The 17,553-nt window shown below is 69.5% G+C and carries 17 protein-coding genes; 11 read left to right on the top strand and 6 right to left on the bottom strand.

Annotated features, from left to right (window positions below; translation table 11 throughout):
- Nucleotides 1-105 precede the first annotated feature (105 nt).
- Complete coding sequence (locus tag ON33_RS34850) at nucleotides 106-954, bottom strand: lysophospholipid acyltransferase family protein (RefSeq protein WP_051153344.1); 849 nt, start codon at nucleotides 952-954, stop codon at nucleotides 106-108.
- A gap of 509 nt (nucleotides 955-1,463) precedes the next feature.
- On the opposite strand from ON33_RS34850, the gene ON33_RS42070 reads away from it, so the two are divergent.
- Entirely contained in the window at nucleotides 1,464-1,631 is a 168-nt protein-coding gene (locus tag ON33_RS42070; protein WP_157184902.1) for a hypothetical protein, read from the top strand.
- Nucleotides 1,632-1,756: 125 nt separating this feature from the next.
- On the opposite strand, the gene ON33_RS34840 is transcribed toward ON33_RS42070, so the two are convergent.
- Nucleotides 1,757-2,521 (bottom strand): ABC transporter permease, encoded by a 765-nt coding sequence (locus ON33_RS34840; protein WP_040863422.1) that lies wholly within the window; start codon nucleotides 2,519-2,521, stop codon nucleotides 1,757-1,759.
- A complete protein-coding gene (locus ON33_RS34835) occupies nucleotides 2,518-3,471 on the bottom strand; it encodes a daunorubicin resistance protein DrrA family ABC transporter ATP-binding protein (RefSeq protein ID WP_040863421.1) in 954 nt (317 codons plus the stop codon). The genes ON33_RS34840 and ON33_RS34835 overlap by 4 nt, the downstream gene beginning before the upstream one ends.
- Before the next feature lie 107 nt (nucleotides 3,472-3,578).
- Between ON33_RS34835 and ON33_RS34830 the strand changes: the two genes are divergently transcribed.
- Together ON33_RS34830 and ON33_RS34825 are read left to right on the top strand one after the other, a co-directional pair.
- A complete protein-coding gene (locus ON33_RS34830) occupies nucleotides 3,579-4,331 on the top strand; it encodes a TetR/AcrR family transcriptional regulator (RefSeq protein ID WP_040863420.1) in 753 nt (250 codons plus the stop codon).
- Between the two features lie 94 nt (nucleotides 4,332-4,425).
- Nucleotides 4,426-4,812 (top strand): hypothetical protein, encoded by a 387-nt coding sequence (locus ON33_RS34825; RefSeq protein WP_040863419.1) that lies wholly within the window; start codon nucleotides 4,426-4,428, stop codon nucleotides 4,810-4,812.
- Here the strand turns inward: ON33_RS34825 and ON33_RS34820 are convergent.
- Entirely contained in the window at nucleotides 4,778-5,995 is a 1,218-nt protein-coding gene (locus ON33_RS34820) for an MFS transporter (RefSeq protein WP_051153367.1), read from the bottom strand. The two genes, ON33_RS34825 and ON33_RS34820, sit on opposite strands and share 35 nt — an antisense overlap.
- 240 nt (nucleotides 5,996-6,235) lie before the next feature.
- Here ON33_RS34820 and ON33_RS34815 point away from each other — a divergent pair, with 240 nt between their 5' ends.
- Nucleotides 6,236-7,138, top strand: a complete 903-nt coding sequence (locus ON33_RS34815; RefSeq protein ID WP_040863418.1) for a LysR family transcriptional regulator — start codon at nucleotides 6,236-6,238, stop codon at nucleotides 7,136-7,138.
- A 65-nt stretch (nucleotides 7,139-7,203) separates the two neighbouring features.
- On the top strand, nucleotides 7,204-8,466 hold the full coding sequence (locus ON33_RS34810) for a hypothetical protein (RefSeq protein ID WP_040863417.1): 1,263 nt from the start codon (nucleotides 7,204-7,206) through the stop codon (nucleotides 8,464-8,466).
- On the opposite strand, the gene ON33_RS44300 is transcribed toward ON33_RS34810, so the two are convergent.
- Together ON33_RS44300 and ON33_RS34795 are read right to left on the bottom strand one after the other, a co-directional pair.
- Nucleotides 8,463-10,667, bottom strand: a complete 2,205-nt coding sequence (locus ON33_RS44300; protein ID WP_051153343.1) for a bifunctional serine/threonine-protein kinase/ABC transporter substrate-binding protein — start codon at nucleotides 10,665-10,667, stop codon at nucleotides 8,463-8,465. The genes ON33_RS34810 and ON33_RS44300 overlap by 4 nt on opposite strands.
- A 208-nt stretch (nucleotides 10,668-10,875) precedes the next feature.
- Entirely contained in the window at nucleotides 10,876-12,051 is a 1,176-nt protein-coding gene (locus tag ON33_RS34795) for a helix-turn-helix domain-containing protein (RefSeq protein WP_040863416.1), read from the bottom strand.
- 150 nt (nucleotides 12,052-12,201) lie between these two features.
- Between ON33_RS34795 and ON33_RS34790 the strand changes: the two genes are divergently transcribed.
- From ON33_RS34790 to ON33_RS44590, 6 genes are all read left to right on the top strand, one after another.
- Nucleotides 12,202-12,483: a hypothetical protein gene (locus ON33_RS34790; protein ID WP_051153342.1), complete on the top strand. Its 282-nt coding sequence runs from the start codon at nucleotides 12,202-12,204 to the stop codon at nucleotides 12,481-12,483.
- A complete protein-coding gene (locus ON33_RS44595; protein WP_373281084.1) occupies nucleotides 12,438-12,716 on the top strand; it encodes a MarR family transcriptional regulator in 279 nt (92 codons plus the stop codon). Before ON33_RS34790 ends, ON33_RS44595 begins: the two co-directional genes overlap by 46 nt.
- Nucleotides 12,717-13,067: 351 nt before the next feature.
- Nucleotides 13,068-13,964, top strand: a complete 897-nt coding sequence (locus ON33_RS34780) for a ParA family protein (protein ID WP_040863511.1) — start codon at nucleotides 13,068-13,070, stop codon at nucleotides 13,962-13,964.
- 83 nt (nucleotides 13,965-14,047) lie between these two features.
- Nucleotides 14,048-14,950, top strand: coding sequence for a segregation and condensation protein A (locus ON33_RS34775; RefSeq protein ID WP_051153366.1), 903 nt, complete (start codon nucleotides 14,048-14,050; stop codon nucleotides 14,948-14,950).
- 221 nt (nucleotides 14,951-15,171) lie between these two features.
- Nucleotides 15,172-15,948, top strand: a complete 777-nt coding sequence (scpB, locus tag ON33_RS34770; protein WP_373281086.1) for an SMC-Scp complex subunit ScpB — start codon at nucleotides 15,172-15,174, stop codon at nucleotides 15,946-15,948.
- Between the two features lie 11 nt (nucleotides 15,949-15,959).
- Nucleotides 15,960-17,507, top strand: coding sequence for a pseudouridine synthase (locus ON33_RS44590; protein WP_373281083.1), 1,548 nt, complete (start codon nucleotides 15,960-15,962; stop codon nucleotides 17,505-17,507).
- The last annotated feature ends 46 nt before the right edge of the window (nucleotides 17,508-17,553 follow it).

Here is a 17,553-nt window from a genome sequence, read left to right as displayed (position 1 = left end):
CGGACGCCGGAGGCGGATGCCGGATGCGGCACCGAGGTCCGCTCCCGGCATCCACGCGGGCTCATGCGACGAAATCCACTGTCCCCCTCGAGCGGAACCGCCGGTCTACAGCAGGTCGGCCAGACCCTTCAGCGGGCCGGGCAGTCCGGCGACATGCTTCTTGATACCGGCCGCCACCGGGTTCGGGGTCTCGGCGCGCAGCCGGTCCAGCTCGGCCTGCATGGTGTCGACCGTCCGGGTGTAGCACCCGTCGACGAGGTCGGCGTCCTCGGGATCGCCCGGCTCGACCGACCAGTCCAATGCCGGTAGGAAACTGACCGTCACCGAAGCGGGCAGCGGCAGCTGCGGCAGGATCGGCGCGACACCGAAGGGCAGGCCGACGGTGTACGGAAACACCTTGGCGCGCAACAGCTTGTCGAGCTGCAGCAGGCGCGCGGTGCGTTCACCGCGGCTGAGCACGAAGATCGAGTCGTGGCCGCCGTTGGCGACCGCCGGGATCACCGGGACGCCCATCTCCAGAGCGAGCCGCACGAAGCCCTTGCGGTCGGCGAAGTCGATCTTGCCGCGATCGGTCCACGGCCGGCACGCCTCCCAGTCGCCGCCCGGGTACACCATCACTGCGCCGCCGTCCTTGAGCCCCTTGGCCGCCGACTCGCGCGAGGCCGCGATGACGCCGAACTGGCGCAGGCTGTCACCGAGAATCGGTGCGCGCAAAAGGATGTCGTGCGCGACTCCGTAGCTGGGCTCCCCCGGGCGGTGGTCCAGCATGGCCATGAAGGTGATCCACACCTCGGGGGCCCAGTAGATGGACGAGTGGTTGCCGATGACCAGGGCCGGGCCGGACGCGGGCAGATTCTCCAGCCCGGTGACCGTCGGGGTGAAGTAGTCGGTGTAGGCGCGCGCCAGCGGCAGCAGCGGGTGGTCGGGGTCGGTAATTACCTTGGTTTCGGTCATGAGCCATTCCTGTCGATTGCCATGCCGGGGACGGGCGGCACGCAGCGACACTCCACGTCGTCGAACAACGTCGAGCCGAATTGAGATTGCCCCCGGGTCTCATCCCCATTGATAGCTCCGACGGCCGCGCATACGCGGTCCGGTTCAGCGTACGGACGTCGCTGCGTTGCGACAGATGCCCGTCACCGTCCTCCTGCACTATCGACGTTACACACCCCAAGCGTTTGCTTGGTAGGAAGTGTGCGAAACCCAACATTCATCTGACCGCTCCGGTTCCGCAGGCCACGTTCGTCTTACGATGTCCCGTCGTACTACTCGATCCAGTAGATGCAACGCATTACCCGAAAGAAGGATCGAGCGCGCACATCACGAATTCAGGACGAAATCCTTACGCGCTGGTGCTTGCCCGGCGGCTCGATCGGATCGACCATGGCGGGAGTGCCCCGAATGACGCGGCGTTCCCTGCGACAGCCATCCGGGTCACGGCGATTCGGAAGGAGGTGCCGATCATGGTGACGCTCGCCGGCCCCGCCGGCCACCTGGGCGCGATCCTGCTCGCCACCGGTACGGTCCCGGACCAGGTTCCGGAGTACAGCCGTACCGAAATCTGGATCGGCTCGGGCATTCTGCTCCTCGCCCTGGCGGCCCTGCTGGTCGCCGTCCTACGGCGGCGCTGAGATATCCCGCATCGAATCGAAGCAGGGCACCAAGGTCGTTGGCGCCCTGCTTTTTCGGTCCGCTGCGCTGGAATCCGACATACGGGATATTTATGCCTAGATGCGCATATCGGCGTAAACGTATCTCAGCTGGTCCGGCGGCGGAAGAGGGTGGTCGCGGCCAGGTAGGCGGTCAGGGCGATGGCCGCGCACCAGGCCAGGGCGGTGGGGGCGGAGTCGCCTACCGGGGTGTCCATGAGCAGGCCGCGGACGGTTTCGGCGATGGACGTGACGGGCTGGTGCTGGGCGAAACCGCGGAGCCAGGTGGGCAGGGTGTGGGTCGGGACGAAGGCACTGCTGACGTAGGGCAGGAACATGAAGATGAACATGAAGCCGTTGGCCGCTTCGGGATTGGACGCCAGCAGGCCCAGGGCGGCGGCCGCCCAGGACAGCGCCAGCACGAAGCAGGCCAGCATGCCCGCCACCGCGAGCCAGCGTAGCGGGTTCGCGGTCGGCCGGAAGCCGAGGGCCACGGCCACCAGCACCACCACGCCGGTGGTGACCAGGTTGCGCAGAACGCTTTCCAGGACGTGGCCGGTCAGGACCGCGCCGCGGGAGACCGCCATGGCCCGGAAGCGGTCCACGATGCCGGTGTGCAGGTCGGTTGCCACCGCCACCGCGGTGGCGCCCGAGCCGAAACCCGCGCACAGCAACAGGATTCCGGGGACCACGTAGTCGATGTAGGAGCCGCCGACGTTCATCGCGCCGCCGAAGACGTAGACGAACATGAGCAGGATGGTCACCGGCACCGCGATGGTCATGATCATGGTGTCCGGGCTGCGCAGGGTGTGGCGCAGATTGCGACCCACCATGGTGGCGGAGTCCTGGACGGAATGGACGAGAGCGCTCATGACACCGCGCCTTTCACGGTCGCACCCGTCAGGGCGAAGAAGACATCGTCGAGATCTGGTGTGTGGATGGCCAATTCGCCGATGGACACGGCGTGATCGTCGAAATGGTCGAGCAGTTTGCGGATGTCACCGACGCTGCCGTCCGAGGGCACCCGCAGCGACAGCTGCTCGCGGTCCAGCTCGGCCTCGGGCAGCGCGCGGGCGGCCGCCGCCAGACCGTGCTCGTCGGCGAAGCCGAGCCGCAGGTGCCCGCCGGGCGCCAGCCGCTTCAGCTCCGCGGCGCTGCCCTCGGCGACGATGCGCCCGGCGTCGAGAACCGCGATCCGATCGGCCAATTGGTCGGCCTCCTCCAGATACTGGGTGGTGAGGAAGATGGTCACGCCGTCGGCGACCAGGTCGCGGATCACCCGCCACAGTTCGCGGCGGCTGCGCGGGTCCAGGCCGGTGGTGGGCTCGTCGAGGAACACGATGCGGGGCCGCCTCATCAGGCTCATGGCGATGTCGAGGCGGCGGCGCATCCCACCGGAATAGGAGCCCGCGCGCTTGCCCGCGGCATCGGTGAGATCGAACTGCTCCAGCAATTGCGCTGTGCGCCCGGCAGTTTCGCTGGAACCCAGCCGCAGCAGCCGCCCCACGAGGCGGAGATTCTCGGCGCCGGTGAGGACCTCGTCCACCGCGGCGAACTGCCCGGTGACCCCGATGGCAGCACGCACCGCGTCCGGCTCACGCACCGGATCATGGCCGCCCACCCGCACCTCTCCCCCATCGGGCCGGTTCAGGGTGGTGAGGATGCGGACCACGGTGGTCTTGCCGGCGCCGTTCGGGCCGAGCAGGGCGAAGACCGTCCCGGCGGGCACGGTCACATCGATGCCGCGGAGCACCGGCTGGTCGCCGAAGGATTTGGTGAGCCCGGTGATCTCGATGGCCGGACCGGTTCTGGATGTCGTCATGGGTGAACCCCCGTTCGAAAACTGTATATGGCATACACTTCGTTTATAGGCTACACAGTTTCTAGGATGGCGCAAGATAGGAACCGACACCACGACAGGAGGTCGGATTGAAGTCGCCCGATGAGCGAGCGCTACCCAAGTCGGTCCAGCTGCTGTGGGATCTGGACAGCACGGGCAGCCGCGGACCCAAACGCGGACTGAGTCTGGAGCAGATCGTCGAGACCGCCATGGCCGTGGCCGACGCCGACGGCTACGGCGCGCTGTCCATGGCCCGCGTCGCCAAGGAGCTCGGCTACACCACCATGTCGCTCTACCGGTATGTCGACAGCAAGGACACGCTGGCCGAACTGCTGCACGACCGCATCTTCGCCATCCGGCCGGACCTGCCCGCCGGCGACTGGCGCACCGGGCTGGAAGCCTGGGCCTGGGCCGAATTCCGGGCCATCCGCGCCCACGACTGGTGGCTGGACATCCCGATGACCTCTCCCCCGCGCGGCCCGAACAATATGATCTGGCTCGAGGCGGGCATGGGGGCGCTGGCCGAGGTCGAGATCCCGGAGGCGCTCAAATTGCAGCTGCTGGTGAACCTTTCGATCTACGTGATCGGCCGCACCCGCTTCCTGCGTGACACCATCCAGCCGGACACGGAGGACAGCGACTTCACCCGCGTCCTCACCGAAGTGCTCGATCCCCAGCGCTTTCCCGCCGTGCACAGCGCGTTGACCAATCGCGCCTTCGACAATGACGAAGTGCACTGGGAGGAAGGCGATTTCGGCTTCGCGCTGGACCGGCTACTGGACGGGTACCAGGTGTTCATCGACAGCCGCACCGGGAAGTCGCCCGACCGCCCCGGGCGCTGAGGAAATCGGTCACGGTGTCCGAGCATGCGTAAACATCGCGCTAACGCGGCCGCCACCGCTTGACCTGGCCCGCACCGGACCCGAACATTGCCTCATGCCCGCACGGCAGGTGCGGGTTTCGGGTTCGCGTTACGACGCGGTGAGAGATGGGTGCATCGTCGTCATGGCCGTGATCGCCTCGCCCCGTGTGTCCCCCGCCGTCCGCCCCACCCTGGTGGCGAGCGCGATGGTCGTCGTACTGGCCGGGCTGGCCACCGCTTTCGTATACGGCGCGCTGCCCGCGGCCGTCGCCGGTCCGTCCGGGCGGACGCCGGCGCCGGTCGTCGTCGAGCAGCACGCCGGCAGCCCGATCGCGCCGCCCGCCTGCGCCGAGATCACCGAGGACAGCGCCGATCCCGCGTGCACCGGCGCGGGGACGGCCCTCGACACCGATACGGGAGCGGATCTCAACGCCGATCCCGCGCCGGCCGGCCGGCCGTGACGAGCGACGCCACCAGCAGCGCGGCGAGCACGAAAAGCCCTGCCACACACAGCACCAGGCCGGCCCAGCCGCCCGCCGCGTAGGCGATCCCGGCCGCGCTGCCGACCACCGCGCTGCCCAGGTAGTACGCGAACATATAGAGAGACGATGCGGCGCCGCGGTTTTCGGCCAGCGTCCCCACCCAGGCGCTGGCCGTGGTGTGCGCGGCGAAGAACCCGGTGGTGAACAGCAGGACGCCGATCAGCACCGTGGTCAGGTGGTCCGGGATGGTGATCAGCACCCCGGCGGCCATCAACGCGACCGCGGCGGTGAGCACGCGCGCGTGGCCGCGGCGATCGGCCAGCCGGCCGGTATAGGCGGAGGCGACCGTGCCGGCCAGATACAGCACGAACACCGATCCGGCCAGGGCCGCGGGCAATTCGAAGGGCCGATGGGTGAGCCGGTAGCCCAGGAAGTTGTAGACCGACACGAAGCTGCCCATCAGCAGGAAAGCCAGACCGAACAGCGCGATCAGGCCGCGATGCCGCAACTGCGCCGCGAGATCGCCGAGCATGGTGCCGAAACCGGCCGGGCGGGCGGAGAATCCGCGCGAGGCCGGCAGGGTGCGCGCGAACCAGACCGTGCACGCGGCGGCGGCCAGCGAGACCGCCAGTTCCGCCCAGCGCCACGAGGACAGCCCGAGGGCGAGCGAGGGAATCAGCCGTCCCGCCAGACCGCCGATCGTGGTGCCGGCGATGTAGACGCCCATGGCCGCGCCGAGCCCGGCCGCCCCGATCTCCTCGGCGAGATACGCCATGGCCACCGCGGGCACGCCCGCCAATGCGATGCCCTGCACCGCTCGCACCACCAGCAGCGTGTCGAGAGTCGGGCACAGTGGCAGCAGCAGACCCAGCGCCGACGCCACCGCCGCCGATCCGATCATCACCCGGGTCCGGCCGATCCGCGCCGACAGCGCGCCCGCCGGAACAATGGCCAGCGCGAGAAAACCCGTGGTCAGAGAGACAGCAAGAGCCGCCTGCGCAGGCGAGACCGAGAAGGCGGCCGACAGGCTCGGCAGCAACGACTGGGTGGAGTACATGGCCGCGAAGGTGGTCAGCCCGGCAGCGAAAAGAGCCGCGGTGACCCGCTTCTCGTGCGCGACGCCGGATCGATCGGGCGCGTCGGCCGCGGCAGTGCCCGACATGAGGGCCGAGGCCGGCGCTTCCGCCGGGGAACTGGTCGCCGCGGACGCGGTGGCACTGGTCGGATCCGGCTTCACGCTGCTGGTCGCTGCCGGCGAAGCCGTGCTGGTGGGCGCGGGCATGGTGGTCATCGGATCCTCTCGGTGCGGGGACGGGATCCAGGGTGCGGCGCTGGCGCTTAGAACGGAAATGCATGATGATTTGAATGATCATGCCCTGAACACATATAGCGAGGAGGCGGGGTGCTCGGCGCAGATCTGGAGTGGTTCACGACACTCGCCGAAACCGAGAATGTCAGCGCGGCGGCAGACCGCCTGCACCTGGCCCAGCCGACGCTCTCGCGCATGCTCGCCCGGCTCGAGAAGCGACTCGGCACATCGCTGTTCGACCGGCACGGCAAACGCATCCGGCTCAACGAGTACGGCCGCCTCTACTACGAGCACGCCCGCCGCGCCCGGGCCGAACTGCACGCAGGGGAGCAGGCCGTCGCCGACCTGATCAATCCGGCCAAGGGAATGGTCCGGTTGTCGTTCCTGCATTCCTTCGGCAGCCGGCTGGCCCCGCAGCTGATCGGCGAGTTCCGGCGCGGCTCGGGACGGGTCGGCTTCACGCTGTATCAGGGCGCGGCCGAGGTCATCACCCGGCAGGTGCTCGACGGCAAGGCGGATCTGGCGTTGGTGTCGCCGCGGCCCAGCGAGCCCGGCATCGGCTGGCGGACGCTGTTGAATCAGCCGCTGGTGCTCGCGGTTCCGGCCGACCATCGGCTGGCCGCGTCCGGCAAGACCGGGCAGCGGCCGATCCGGCTGGCCGAACTGGCCGACGCCGAATTCATCACCATGCATCCGGGATTCGGAATGCGGCGCATCTTCGACGAACTGTGCGCGGCGGCGGGTATCCGGCCGCGCATCGTGTTCGAGTCCAGCGATCTGGTGACAGTGTCCGGGCTGGTGGTGGCCGGTCTCGGGGTCGCGCTGGTGCCCGCGGAGGAGCCAATGCCGCCGGGGCTGGCCCTCGTCCCGCTGGCCGACGCGGGCGCGTCCCGCGATGTCGGGCTGATCTGGTCGGCGACCGCCACACCGTCGGAGGCCGTGCGGCGGTTCCGTGATTTCGCCGCCGATTGGGCGGCCCGCCGTCCACCCCGCTGAATCCGCACGCTGTTACCGTGACTGCACGGTAACTGATCTGTTGCTTCGACCCCTGGGAGCCGCCCGTGCAGCGGTATCGCGCGGCCCTCGACACGGTCGGCGGGTGCGCCGCCGCCGCGGTCGCGGGCCTGGCCCTCATCGTGCCCCTCGACACCGGGTGCGGCACCGACTCATCCGCGCTGCAGATGACGCTGCTGACCGTCACCGTGCCCCGGGCCACCGCCGCGGGCGCGGTCGTCGCGGTCCTGGCCGCGGTGTGCGTGCGCATGTTCGGCACCCGGGTCGCCTGGGGCACCGCCACCGCCGCGACGGTGCTGCTGGCCACCGACCACCTGCTGGTGGCAGCCACCTCCGCGAGCCTGGCCACCGCCAACTTCACCGATGCGATCGCGGCGGGCGTGCTGCTGGGCGCGGCCGGGGCGGCGGCGCTCGAATACCGGCCACCCGCAATCGGATACCTGCTCGGGGCGCTCACCGGCGTCCTGGTGGGCCAGCACATCGAGACCGTGGCGGCCGAGGAGGGCACCCGGTCGCTGATCGAACGCGCCTTCGTGGATCTGCCGCCGGGCTGGCTCACCACGCCGACCGTGGTGTTGCTGGCAGTGTGCTTCCTGCTCAGCCCAAGCCCCGGACCCGCGGCCTATTCCACGGCGTTGAACCTGCCCTTCGCGCCGGTTCTGGCCGCGGCCATCGTGGTCACCACCAGCGCGGTGGTGACCGAGCGGCTCACGTCGACCACCGGCGTCGGGGCCATCGTGGCCGGAACGGTCGCGGTCCTCGTGGCTGCGGCCGTCGCCGCGCTGCTGCTGCCGCGTCGCGACGGCTCCCTCACCCTGCTCGCGATCGCGCTCACCGCCACCGGCAGCGCGACCGCCATTGCGGCCCAGGCGCATTGGAAACTCGTGCCCTTGCTGGTGGTCATGGCGCTCGGGCTGGCGGCCGGCCTGCTGCGCCCGGCGCCGGTCGTCGCCGCCGGCGGGATCGTCGCCCTCGGGGTATTCGCGCTGCTGGCTCCCGGTATCCGCCACGACGATTCGTGGACCGCGCTGATCGGCAGCTGTGCCATCGCCGCGCTGGCCGGATACAGCTTCGGCACGGTCACCACGCGCAACGCGGCGGCGACGGTGCTGGCGCTGGGCCTCCTGTTCATTCCGACGGCCGTGCTGACGCTGGAATACCGTGGCTGCGATTCCTTCCCGCTGTATCCCGACCGGTACGCCGAATCCGGTGACCGCGCCGCCTGGACGGCCATCGCTCTCAGCGCCGGATGCCTGGCCGCCCTGCTGGCGCTGCGCCGCCTGCGGCCGGAGCGGGTCGAGCAGGATTAGGAGATCCGGTACAGCCAGATCCGGGGGTCGCCGAGTTCGCCGGTCGCGCCCCAGCCGTACGCGTGGGCGATGCCGTCGCCGTTGTAGCCGTGCAGGTAGGCACGCAATTCGGCGCGCCCCGCGTGGCCGGACACGATGCCGCGCAACACGATCGCGGTCAGGTCGAAGGCCTCGGCGGCGTACGCGGTCGGGGCGGATCCGGTGGCGGACCGATACTCACTGGCGAAGCGTTCGGTGACCGGCCCGCACTGGCAGGCGACCAGGGTGCCGGTGGCGGCCGGGCCCGCAGCGTTCCGGAAGCCGGGATCGTAGCTGCCGTCGCCGAGCACGTAGGTCGCGGTGACGCCGGCGTTCCGGAGCTTGGCGAGCAGTGCGGCGGCGGCCTTCGGATATCCGGCGTAGAACACCGCGTCCGGGTGCGCCGCGGCGATGGTGTTCACCGCGTCGCCCGAGTCGCCGTCGGGGTCGATGCTGATCTGGCACGCGGTGAGCGCGGCCGTGCCGAGCCCGGTGGTCACCGAATCCGCCAGCGAGCCGCCGAATCCGCCGCCGCTGTCCCGCACCACGCAGACGCGGGAGAAGCGCGCGGTGTTCGCCAGATACCGGCCCAGCGCCGGTCCCTCCGCATTGTCATTGGCGAGGCCACGGAAGAAACCGGACCAACCCGACTGTGCCAGTAGCGGATTCGTCGCCACCGGGGTGAGGAACGACAGCCCGGCGGCGTCGAACGTCTTGCCCGCCGCCACCACCTCCCGGGACAGGGCCGGGCCGATCACCGCGGCGATCGAGGTATCGGCGGCGATCTTCTCGGCGAGCTGCGCCGCGGTGGCCTGACTGCCCGCGGTGTCGAACTCCCGGATGGTGACCGGACACGTCTTGCCACCACCCTGCACGAACTGGTCGACGGCCAGCCGCACGGAGCCGAGCACGGTGCGGCCCAGTGCCACGTCGGTATCGGCCCCGGACAGGGGCACCGCGGCGGCGATCGAGACCGGCTTGCACGGCAGCCAGCCGTCGTTCGCCGGATCCTCCACCGACACCGGGTAGTCGACCTTGTCTCCGAGGGCGTTGATCTGCGTCAACGGCACGAAGCCCGGGTACGCGGCGGCGTACGGGGTGCCGGCGCCCGACGGGGGCGCGCTCTTCGAGGAGCCGGAATAGTGTGTCGCCCAGATGATTCCGGCAGCCGTCGCGATCACGACGACCAGCGCGGCCGCACCGGCGGCAAACCAGCGCCGCCCGTTGCTCCGGTGCGGCGGCGGGGCCGGTGGGGACGACGGCTCGTCCAGCACCGTGGGCTCGCCGACCGGTGGCAGGGTGATCGTCGCCGGCGCGCTGCCGCTCGATCCGGTCGTCGCCCGGGAACTCGCGAACAGCGTGGTCACGGGGGACGCGGCGGCCACCTGCAGCGGCAGCACGGTGGGCTCGGACTCGTCCGACAGTGCCTGCAGCGCAGCGTCGGCGAACGCGCGGCAGGAGTCGAAGCGATCCTCCGGCCGCTTGGCCAGCCCGCGCGCCAGCACGGTATCGAGGGCGGCGGGCAGTTCCGGCCGCCGGTCGGTCACCCGCGGCGCCGAATGCTGCAGGTGTCCCGCGATCACCGCCGCCGCGGTCTCGGCCTGGTAGGGCGTCGACCCGGTGAGCAGCCGGAACAGCGTGCACGCCAGCGAGTACTGATCCGAGCGCTGGTCGAGCGCGGCCCCCGACAACTGTTCCGGCGAGGCGTAGGTGATCGTCGCCGCCAGCATCCCGGTGCGGGTGATCTGCGCCGAGTCGTCGCGCAGTCGCCCGATCCCGAAGTCCGTCAGCAGAATCCGCCGATCCTGCCCCGGCACCGAGCGGGTCAGCAGAATATTGGCCGGCTTCACATCCCGGTGGATCACGCCCATCGAATGGGCGTAGTCCAGCGCCTTGGCGGTCTCGCCGATGATCTGGACGGCATCGTGCGCGGGCAGCGTGCACGGGTCCAGCGATGCCGCGTCCCCACCGTCCACGTACTGCATGGCGATCCACAGCCGCCCGTCCTCGACGCCCCGGTCGTGCACCGCAACGATATTCGGGTGATCCAGCCGGGCCACCAGCTCGGCCTCCCGCTCGAACCGGGACCGGGTCTCCCGCTGCGACACCAACTCCCGGGCCAGCAGCTTGATCGCCACCAGCCGCGGCAATCGCGGATGCCGGGCGAGAAAAACCTCCCCCATCCCGCCCCCTCCGAGCCGCCGCTCGATCAAATACCCGGCGAATTCCGTTCCCGCAAACAACATTCGGCCCTTCGCACCCGCAACCTCCCCCGCACCCTACCCGCACCCCGGCGTCGATCACCCTACGGCGCGGCCGGCCCGGATCGGTGGCGAAAACCGCATCCAAACCGACCAGCCGGAACGAGTCGGTGTGCGGGCTACCATTCGCTCAGATGCTGGTACCGAGCCACGACGCGAACCCGGCCAGCGTCTCACTCCGCCGCTTCTCCGCTACGGCGATGCCGTGCAGAGTCTCTCGCACCTGGGGATGCAAACGGGTCTGTTGGGGCGCGACTGCCCGCGCCTTGTTCAGGGCCAGCAATGCCTTGTCCGGCTTGCCGATCATCAACCAGGCCCGAGCGTTGTCCTGCCAGTGGTGACCCGCTCGTGGCGAGGACATGCCCGCAGGCAGGCGCAGCTTTTCGCCATCGCGGGCCGCCTTGCCCGGATCGCCCGCTTCCAGCTCGATCGCGCAAGCGTGGATCTCGACATTGCCGGGACCGAAATCCGTTGTGTACAGATCGCTTTCACCCGACATCGGCCGCGCGATGGCCCGCGCCTCGGCGATGTGCGCAATGGCCGTGTCGAGCCGACGGCCGCGCGCGGCGACGATCGCACCCCGCAGATGGCCGTAGCCTCGCAGTACCCGTTCGCCATCCGCATCGCCGGGAACCAGGCTCAGACCACGTTCTACCAGCGACATCGCCACGTCGGTGGAGTCGTGCGCCATCAGCAGCCGGGATCGCTTCATCAGGCTGCGGACCGCATAGCCGGCGTCATCGGAATGCGAAGACGCCCAGTCCAATCGGTCCAGCACCAGGGCCGTCATCGTCGAGTAGCCGAGGCGACAGGTCGCGCCTTCAGCAGCAATGTAGGCGGCACACAGCAGTTCATATGCCTGCGCTCGGTCCGTACCCGAATCAGCAGCGTGAACCGCACCGTGCAGCTCCCGGATCAGGTCCGCGAGCCGGGCCAGTGCCCGCCGCGTCCGGTCGTTGCGCAACTCGGCCTCGACCTGCCTGATCGCAGCCCGGAGATCCGGCATACCCCTGGGTTCGATGGGCTGGACGTAGGCGCCCTCGGCGAGAACCGTGCGCAATTGCGCGAGCCCCTCGAGCGGCCCGTCCTCCCCCAAAGTTTCGACATACGGCGTGCCCTGCAACCGATCCGGGTCGACGCCGAGCGCCTTCGCGATCGCCGCGATGAATCCCGGCGACGCAGGTTCACGTCCCTGCTCCACCGCCTTGAGCATGGAGAGGCTGTATCCCGCCCGATTCGCGAGCTTCTGCTGTCCGAAGCCCGCGATCTTGCGTTCCGCCGCGATCCGCTGCCCAACGTTCGCCATGCCCCGAGGGTAGTCCCGTCCGCATGACGCCGTAACCCGTTGCGCGAGGGGAAAACTGTCCCTTTCCTGTCCCTTCCTGCCCTTGCCGACCGCGAACCATAGGTAATGCGGATGAGAGGGGCAGACGCCATGAGGGCGAAACCGACAGCCATGGTGTATATCGATCCTGAAGTCTCCGGTCCCGCTTTCGAGTGGGACATCGCGCAATGTCGGAGGCTCGCGCGGAGATTCGGCTACGTACTGCTGCTGGTGCCCGAATTCTCCGCGTTGGAGCTGGGTGATCTGGTGCGAGAGATCGATGTCGACGCGGTAATTGTGCCGTCGCCGGAACATCTGAGTGCGGAGTCGGTGGCGAGGCTGGCGGGGATTTGTGATGTCGAGTCGGTGTGGCCGCGCCGGTCGATCGTGCGGCGGGCGGTGAGGTTCGCGTGAGGAACGGTGTCGCAGCCGAGTTCGCGGTGCTGGGGGTGCTGTCGGCCGGGGGTCTGCTGACGGTGGCCGAACTCGCGCGGGCGGGTGCGCTGACATCGTGGTCGGCGCGCGCCGCCGTGTCGCGCTTGGCGGCGCGAGGGCTTATCGTGGACAGTCGCTGTCAGGGTCGATGGCGGATCACTCCGCGGGGGCGGGGTGTCTGGGCGGTGAAGGGGAGGCGGTTCACCTGGTAGGGATCGACTGAGCGGAACCGGAATCGGGTGGGCCGGATCGGACGAGATTCGGAGAAACCCCCGCTGATCCCCCGCAGTCCGGGTCCATAGGCCGTAACCTCCTGTCCCACAAGCGAAGAATGCCCCTGACCGGACACAAGTCCGAGCGAGGACACCCTTACCGGCCCTGAAGTGCAGGTTTAGGGTGCGTGTCCGAGCGATGGTCCGGTGTGAACAGGCGGTAGCGTCTAGGAAGGACCCGGTCGCACACGCGGCCGGGCGCGTCGTCCACGGCAGGCCGGTGGACGGAGCAAGGGCAGGAACGTCGAAGGAGCAGCGGACGTGACGACTACCGGTGGTGCGGGCCAGCGGATCGAAACCGCCGCGCAAACACTGTGGGAGGCACCCGATGTGGTGCACGACGGTCGGGAAGTCGGTCCGACCGGACGCCCGGTGCGCGAGATCCCCGTGCCGCTCGAAGCCGACCACACCGGTCCTGCCCTCATCGTCGCCATGTGCAATCAGAAGGGTGGCGTCGGCAAGACCACCTCGACCATCAATCTCGGTGCGGCGCTGGCGGAATACGGGCGCAAGGTCCTGCTCGTCGACCTCGATCCGCAGGGCGCGCTGTCGGCGGGACTCGGTGTGGCGCACCATGATCTGGACGTCACCGTGCACAACCTGCTCGTCGGCCCCGGCAAGGTCAATGTCGACGACGTGCTGATGAACACCAAGGTCGAGGGCATGGATCTGCTGCCCAGCAATATCGACCTGTCGGCCGCCGAGATCCAGCTCGTCAACGAGGTCGGCCGCGAGCAGACCCTCGGCCGGGCCATCGCGCCGCTGCGCGACCGCTACGACTACATCCTCATCGACTGCCAGCCCTCCCTGGGCCTGCTCACCGTGAACGCGCTGGCCTGCGCCGACGGCGTCATCATTCCCATGGAGTGCGAATACTTCTCGCTGCGCGGCCTGGCCCTGCTCAACGACACCGTGGAGAAGGTGCGGGACCGGCTGAATCCGGAGCTGACCCTGTACGGCATCGTGGTGACCATGTTCGATGCCCGCCTATTGCATTCCCGTCAGGTCATGACGCGCGTGGTCGAGGTGTTCGGCGACCTCGTGTACGACACCGTGATCTCGCGGACCGTCCGCTTCCCGGACGCCAGCGTCGCCGGTGAACCCATCACCACCTGGGCGCCGAAATCCGGTGGCGCTGAAGCCTATCGAGCCATGGCCCGGGAAGTCATCCAGCGGTCGGGCCGTTGAGCGATCCTCTCGAACCTTCGTCCGAGCACGATCCGGCGGAGGCGGATTCGGTGCTGCCCGCAGACGGCGCGGACTCGTCGGTCCTGGCCGATATCGCCGGGTCCGCCGGTACGGACACCGCCGCTTCCTCGGACGATGCCGCAGTACCGGACAATCCAGACTCAGCGGGCAAGTTTCACCTGAAACTCGCCAACTTCGAGGGCCCGTTCGACCTGTTGCTGCAGCTGATCAGCTCACGACGCCTCGACGTCACCGAAATCGCGCTGCACAAGGTCACCGACGAATTCATCGTCCACACCAAGGCGCTCACCGCCCGGCTGTCGGAGGAGAAGGGGCTGCGGGCGGACAAGGTCCTCGACCAGACCACCGAATTCCTGCTCATCGCGGCCACACTGCTCGACCTGAAGGCGGCCCGGCTGCTGCCCTCCGGCGAGGTCTCCGACGAGGAGGACCTGGAACTGCTCGAAGCGCGCGACCTGCTGTTCGCGCGACTGCTGCAGTACCGCGCCTTCAAACAGGTCGCGGCCCTGCTGGGCGAGTTGGAGGCGGCCGCGCTGCAGCGCTATCCGCGCGCGGTGTCGCTGGAGGAGCGGTATCTGGAGCTGCTGCCCGAGGTTACGCTGGGGGTGGACGCCGCGGGGTTCGCCGAAGTCGCCGCCACCGTGTTCCGGCCGCGTCCGAAACCGAAGGTGGGACTGGATCACATCCACGCCCACACGATTTCGATCGCCGAACAGGCCGCACTCGTGCTGGAGATGCTGAAAAGCCGTGGCGCGGGCGGCTGGACGACCTTCCACGAACTCTGCGCCGACTGCGAACTACCCATCCAGATCGTGGCCCGCTTCCTCGCCCTGCTCGAGCTCTACCGGGGCAAGACCATCGAGTTCGACCAGCCCGACCCCCTGGGCCCGCTGTCCATCAGCTGGATCGGCGAGCTCGAAGACCAACCCGCCCAACCGGTGACGATTGAAGAGGACTACGGGTGACCGAGGTGCAGAACTTGGGTGACGACGCGCAGGACCCGGCCGCGAGCGGCCCGGCCGCCGGCGAGTCGGCCGCCGGTGCCGCCGAGCGGGCAGCGATCACGGAACCGGAGTCCGAAGTCACCGAGCCCGCGAGTGAGGCCGCCGAGTCAGCGGCGGCGATCACGCCCCTCGTGGCCGACATCGCGGCGTCCGGCGCCGGACCGGCAACGCCCGCGGCCGAGTTGGCCGAGCCTGAAGTCACAGGCGCGGCGGTGGAGATCACACGCTCCGAATCCGAAGTCACGGCATCCGACGCCGCGGACCCCGCGCCGGCGGCCGAAGCTGCCGCGCCGGCTGCGCTCCCGGTCGATCCGCAGGAGTTCGACGACGAGGACGAGCTCACCGAGGACGAGTTCCGGTCCGCGCTCGAGGCGATGCTGCTCGTGGTCGACGCGCCCGCACCGGTGGAACTGCTAGCGTCGGCGCTGCGGGATCATCCGATCCGGGTGGAGACCGCGCTGCGGGAGATGTCCGCGGAGCTGACCGCGCGGCGCAGTGGCATGGATCTCAGATACGTGGGCGACGGGTGGCGTTATTACACACGGACTGAATTCGCCCCCTACGTGGAACGTATGCTGTTGGACGGCGCACGATCGAAGCTCACACGCGCCGCTTTGGAAACCCTGGCGGTCATCGCGTACCGTCAACCGGTTACCCGAGCACGCGTGAGTGCGGTGCGCGGTGTCAACGTGGATGGCGTGATCCGGACCCTGCTGGCGCGGGGCCTGATCGCGGAGGCCGGAGCGGACCCGGAGACCAACGGCACTCTGTACATCACCACCGAGCTGTTCCTGGAACGGATCGGACTTGCGTCACTGGCGGATCTGCCGCCGTTGGCCCCGCTGCTCCCGGGCGTCGATCTGATCGACGAGATCAACGAGAGCCTGGACACCGACCCCCGGTACACCAGGCTGAAGAAACCGGCCGAGGCTGATATCAACCTCGGCACCGATGACTGAAACAGGACAACGTGAATACACCCGCTCGCCGAGATGGCACACCGGATCGTAGGAAACGTGGCAGTGAACCGCCGCCCCGCGGCGGTTCCCGGGCCGCCCGCGGCCGGACCGGAGACGACCGGTCCGCGCGCGGCGGCAGCTCGTATGGCAATGCCCGCGGTGGCGCGGGCGAATCGCGCGGCGGCAGCGGCTCGTACGGCGGCGGACGCGGCGGCAGCGGGTCCTATGACTCGCGCTCCGGCGGATCCCGCGGCGGCGCGTACGGCGACTCCCGGGGCGGATCCCGCGGCGGTTCCGGCTCGCGCGGCGAAGGTTACGGCTCGCGGGGCGAAGGCTACAGCTCGCGGGGCGAAGGCTACAGCTCGCGCGGCGAAGGCTACAGCTCGCGCGGCGAAGGCTACGGCTCGCGCGGCGAAGGCTACGGCTCGCGCGGTGAAAGTCAGTGGGGCGGTGGCGGTTCGCGCGGTGGCTCGGCCTCGCGGGGCGGCTCCTCGTACGGAAACTCCGCGCGCGGCAACCAGTCTCGCGGCGACTGGGGCTCCGACTCGCGCGGCGGACGCGGCGGCGACAGCCGAGGCGGCCAGTCCCGCACCGGATTCGGCGCCGACCGTGCCGGTTTCGGCCAGGACCGCAACGCCTCGCGCGGCCGGATCGGCGGTGGCAGCCCGCTGGCCCCGCACACCTCGCCGAACACCCCCGCCAAGAAGAAGACCGCCAAGCCGGTCAAGCAGGTCGTGGCCCCGGTCCTGATCAGCAATGCCAAGCCGGCCCGCCGCCAGCACGTGGACACCGACGCGCAGGGCCCGAAGAAACTCCCCTGGGGCGAGGGCGAGCGGCTGCAGAAGGTGCTCGCCAAGGCCGGTGTGGCCTCGCGCCGCGCGGCCGAGGAGATGATCGACGCCGGCCGCATCGAGGTCGACGGCAAGATCGTGCGCGAGCAGGGCCTGCGCATCGACCCGCAGACCGCGGTGGTCCGGGTCGACGGCGTGCGCGTCGTGATCCGCGACGAGCAGGTGTACCTGGCGCTGAACAAGCCCAAGGGCTGGCAGTCGACCATGTCCGACGAGATGGGCCGCCCCTGCGTGGGCGACATCGTCGCCGAGCGGATCGCGGCCGGGCAACGCCTGTTCCACGTCGGCCGCCTGGACGCCGACACCGAGGGCCTGCTGCTGCTCACCAATGACGGCGATCTCGCGCACCGGCTCATGCACCCGTCCTTCGAGGTGTCCAAGACCTACCTGGCCACGGTCAACGGTGAGGTCAAGAACCGCGAGGTCGGCAAGCTGCTCAAGGACGGCGTCGAGCTGGAGGACGGCCCCGCCAAGGTGGACCGCTTCCAGGTGCTCGAGGTCGGCCAGGGCAAGTCGCTGGTGAAGGTGATCCTGCACGAGGGCCGCAAGCACATCGTGCGCCGCCTGCTGGCCGAGGTCGGCCACCCGGTGACCGCGCTGGTGCGCACCCACATTGGACCGGTCGCACTGGGCGATCAGCGGCCGGGCACGCTGCGCGTGCTGGGCCGGGACGAAATCGGGAAGCTCTACGAGGCGGTGTCGTTGTGAACGGTGTGGGAAGTCTGATCGACGCGACCGGCGCGCTGACCGGGTC

The organism is Nocardia niigatensis NBRC 100131 (assembly GCF_000308655.1).
In the GTDB taxonomy this organism is placed as follows: Bacteria; Actinomycetota; Actinomycetes; order Mycobacteriales; family Mycobacteriaceae; genus Nocardia; species Nocardia niigatensis.
The sequence above is the reverse complement of the archived record's forward strand: the minus strand, read 5'-3'. Positions and strand labels throughout refer to the sequence as shown.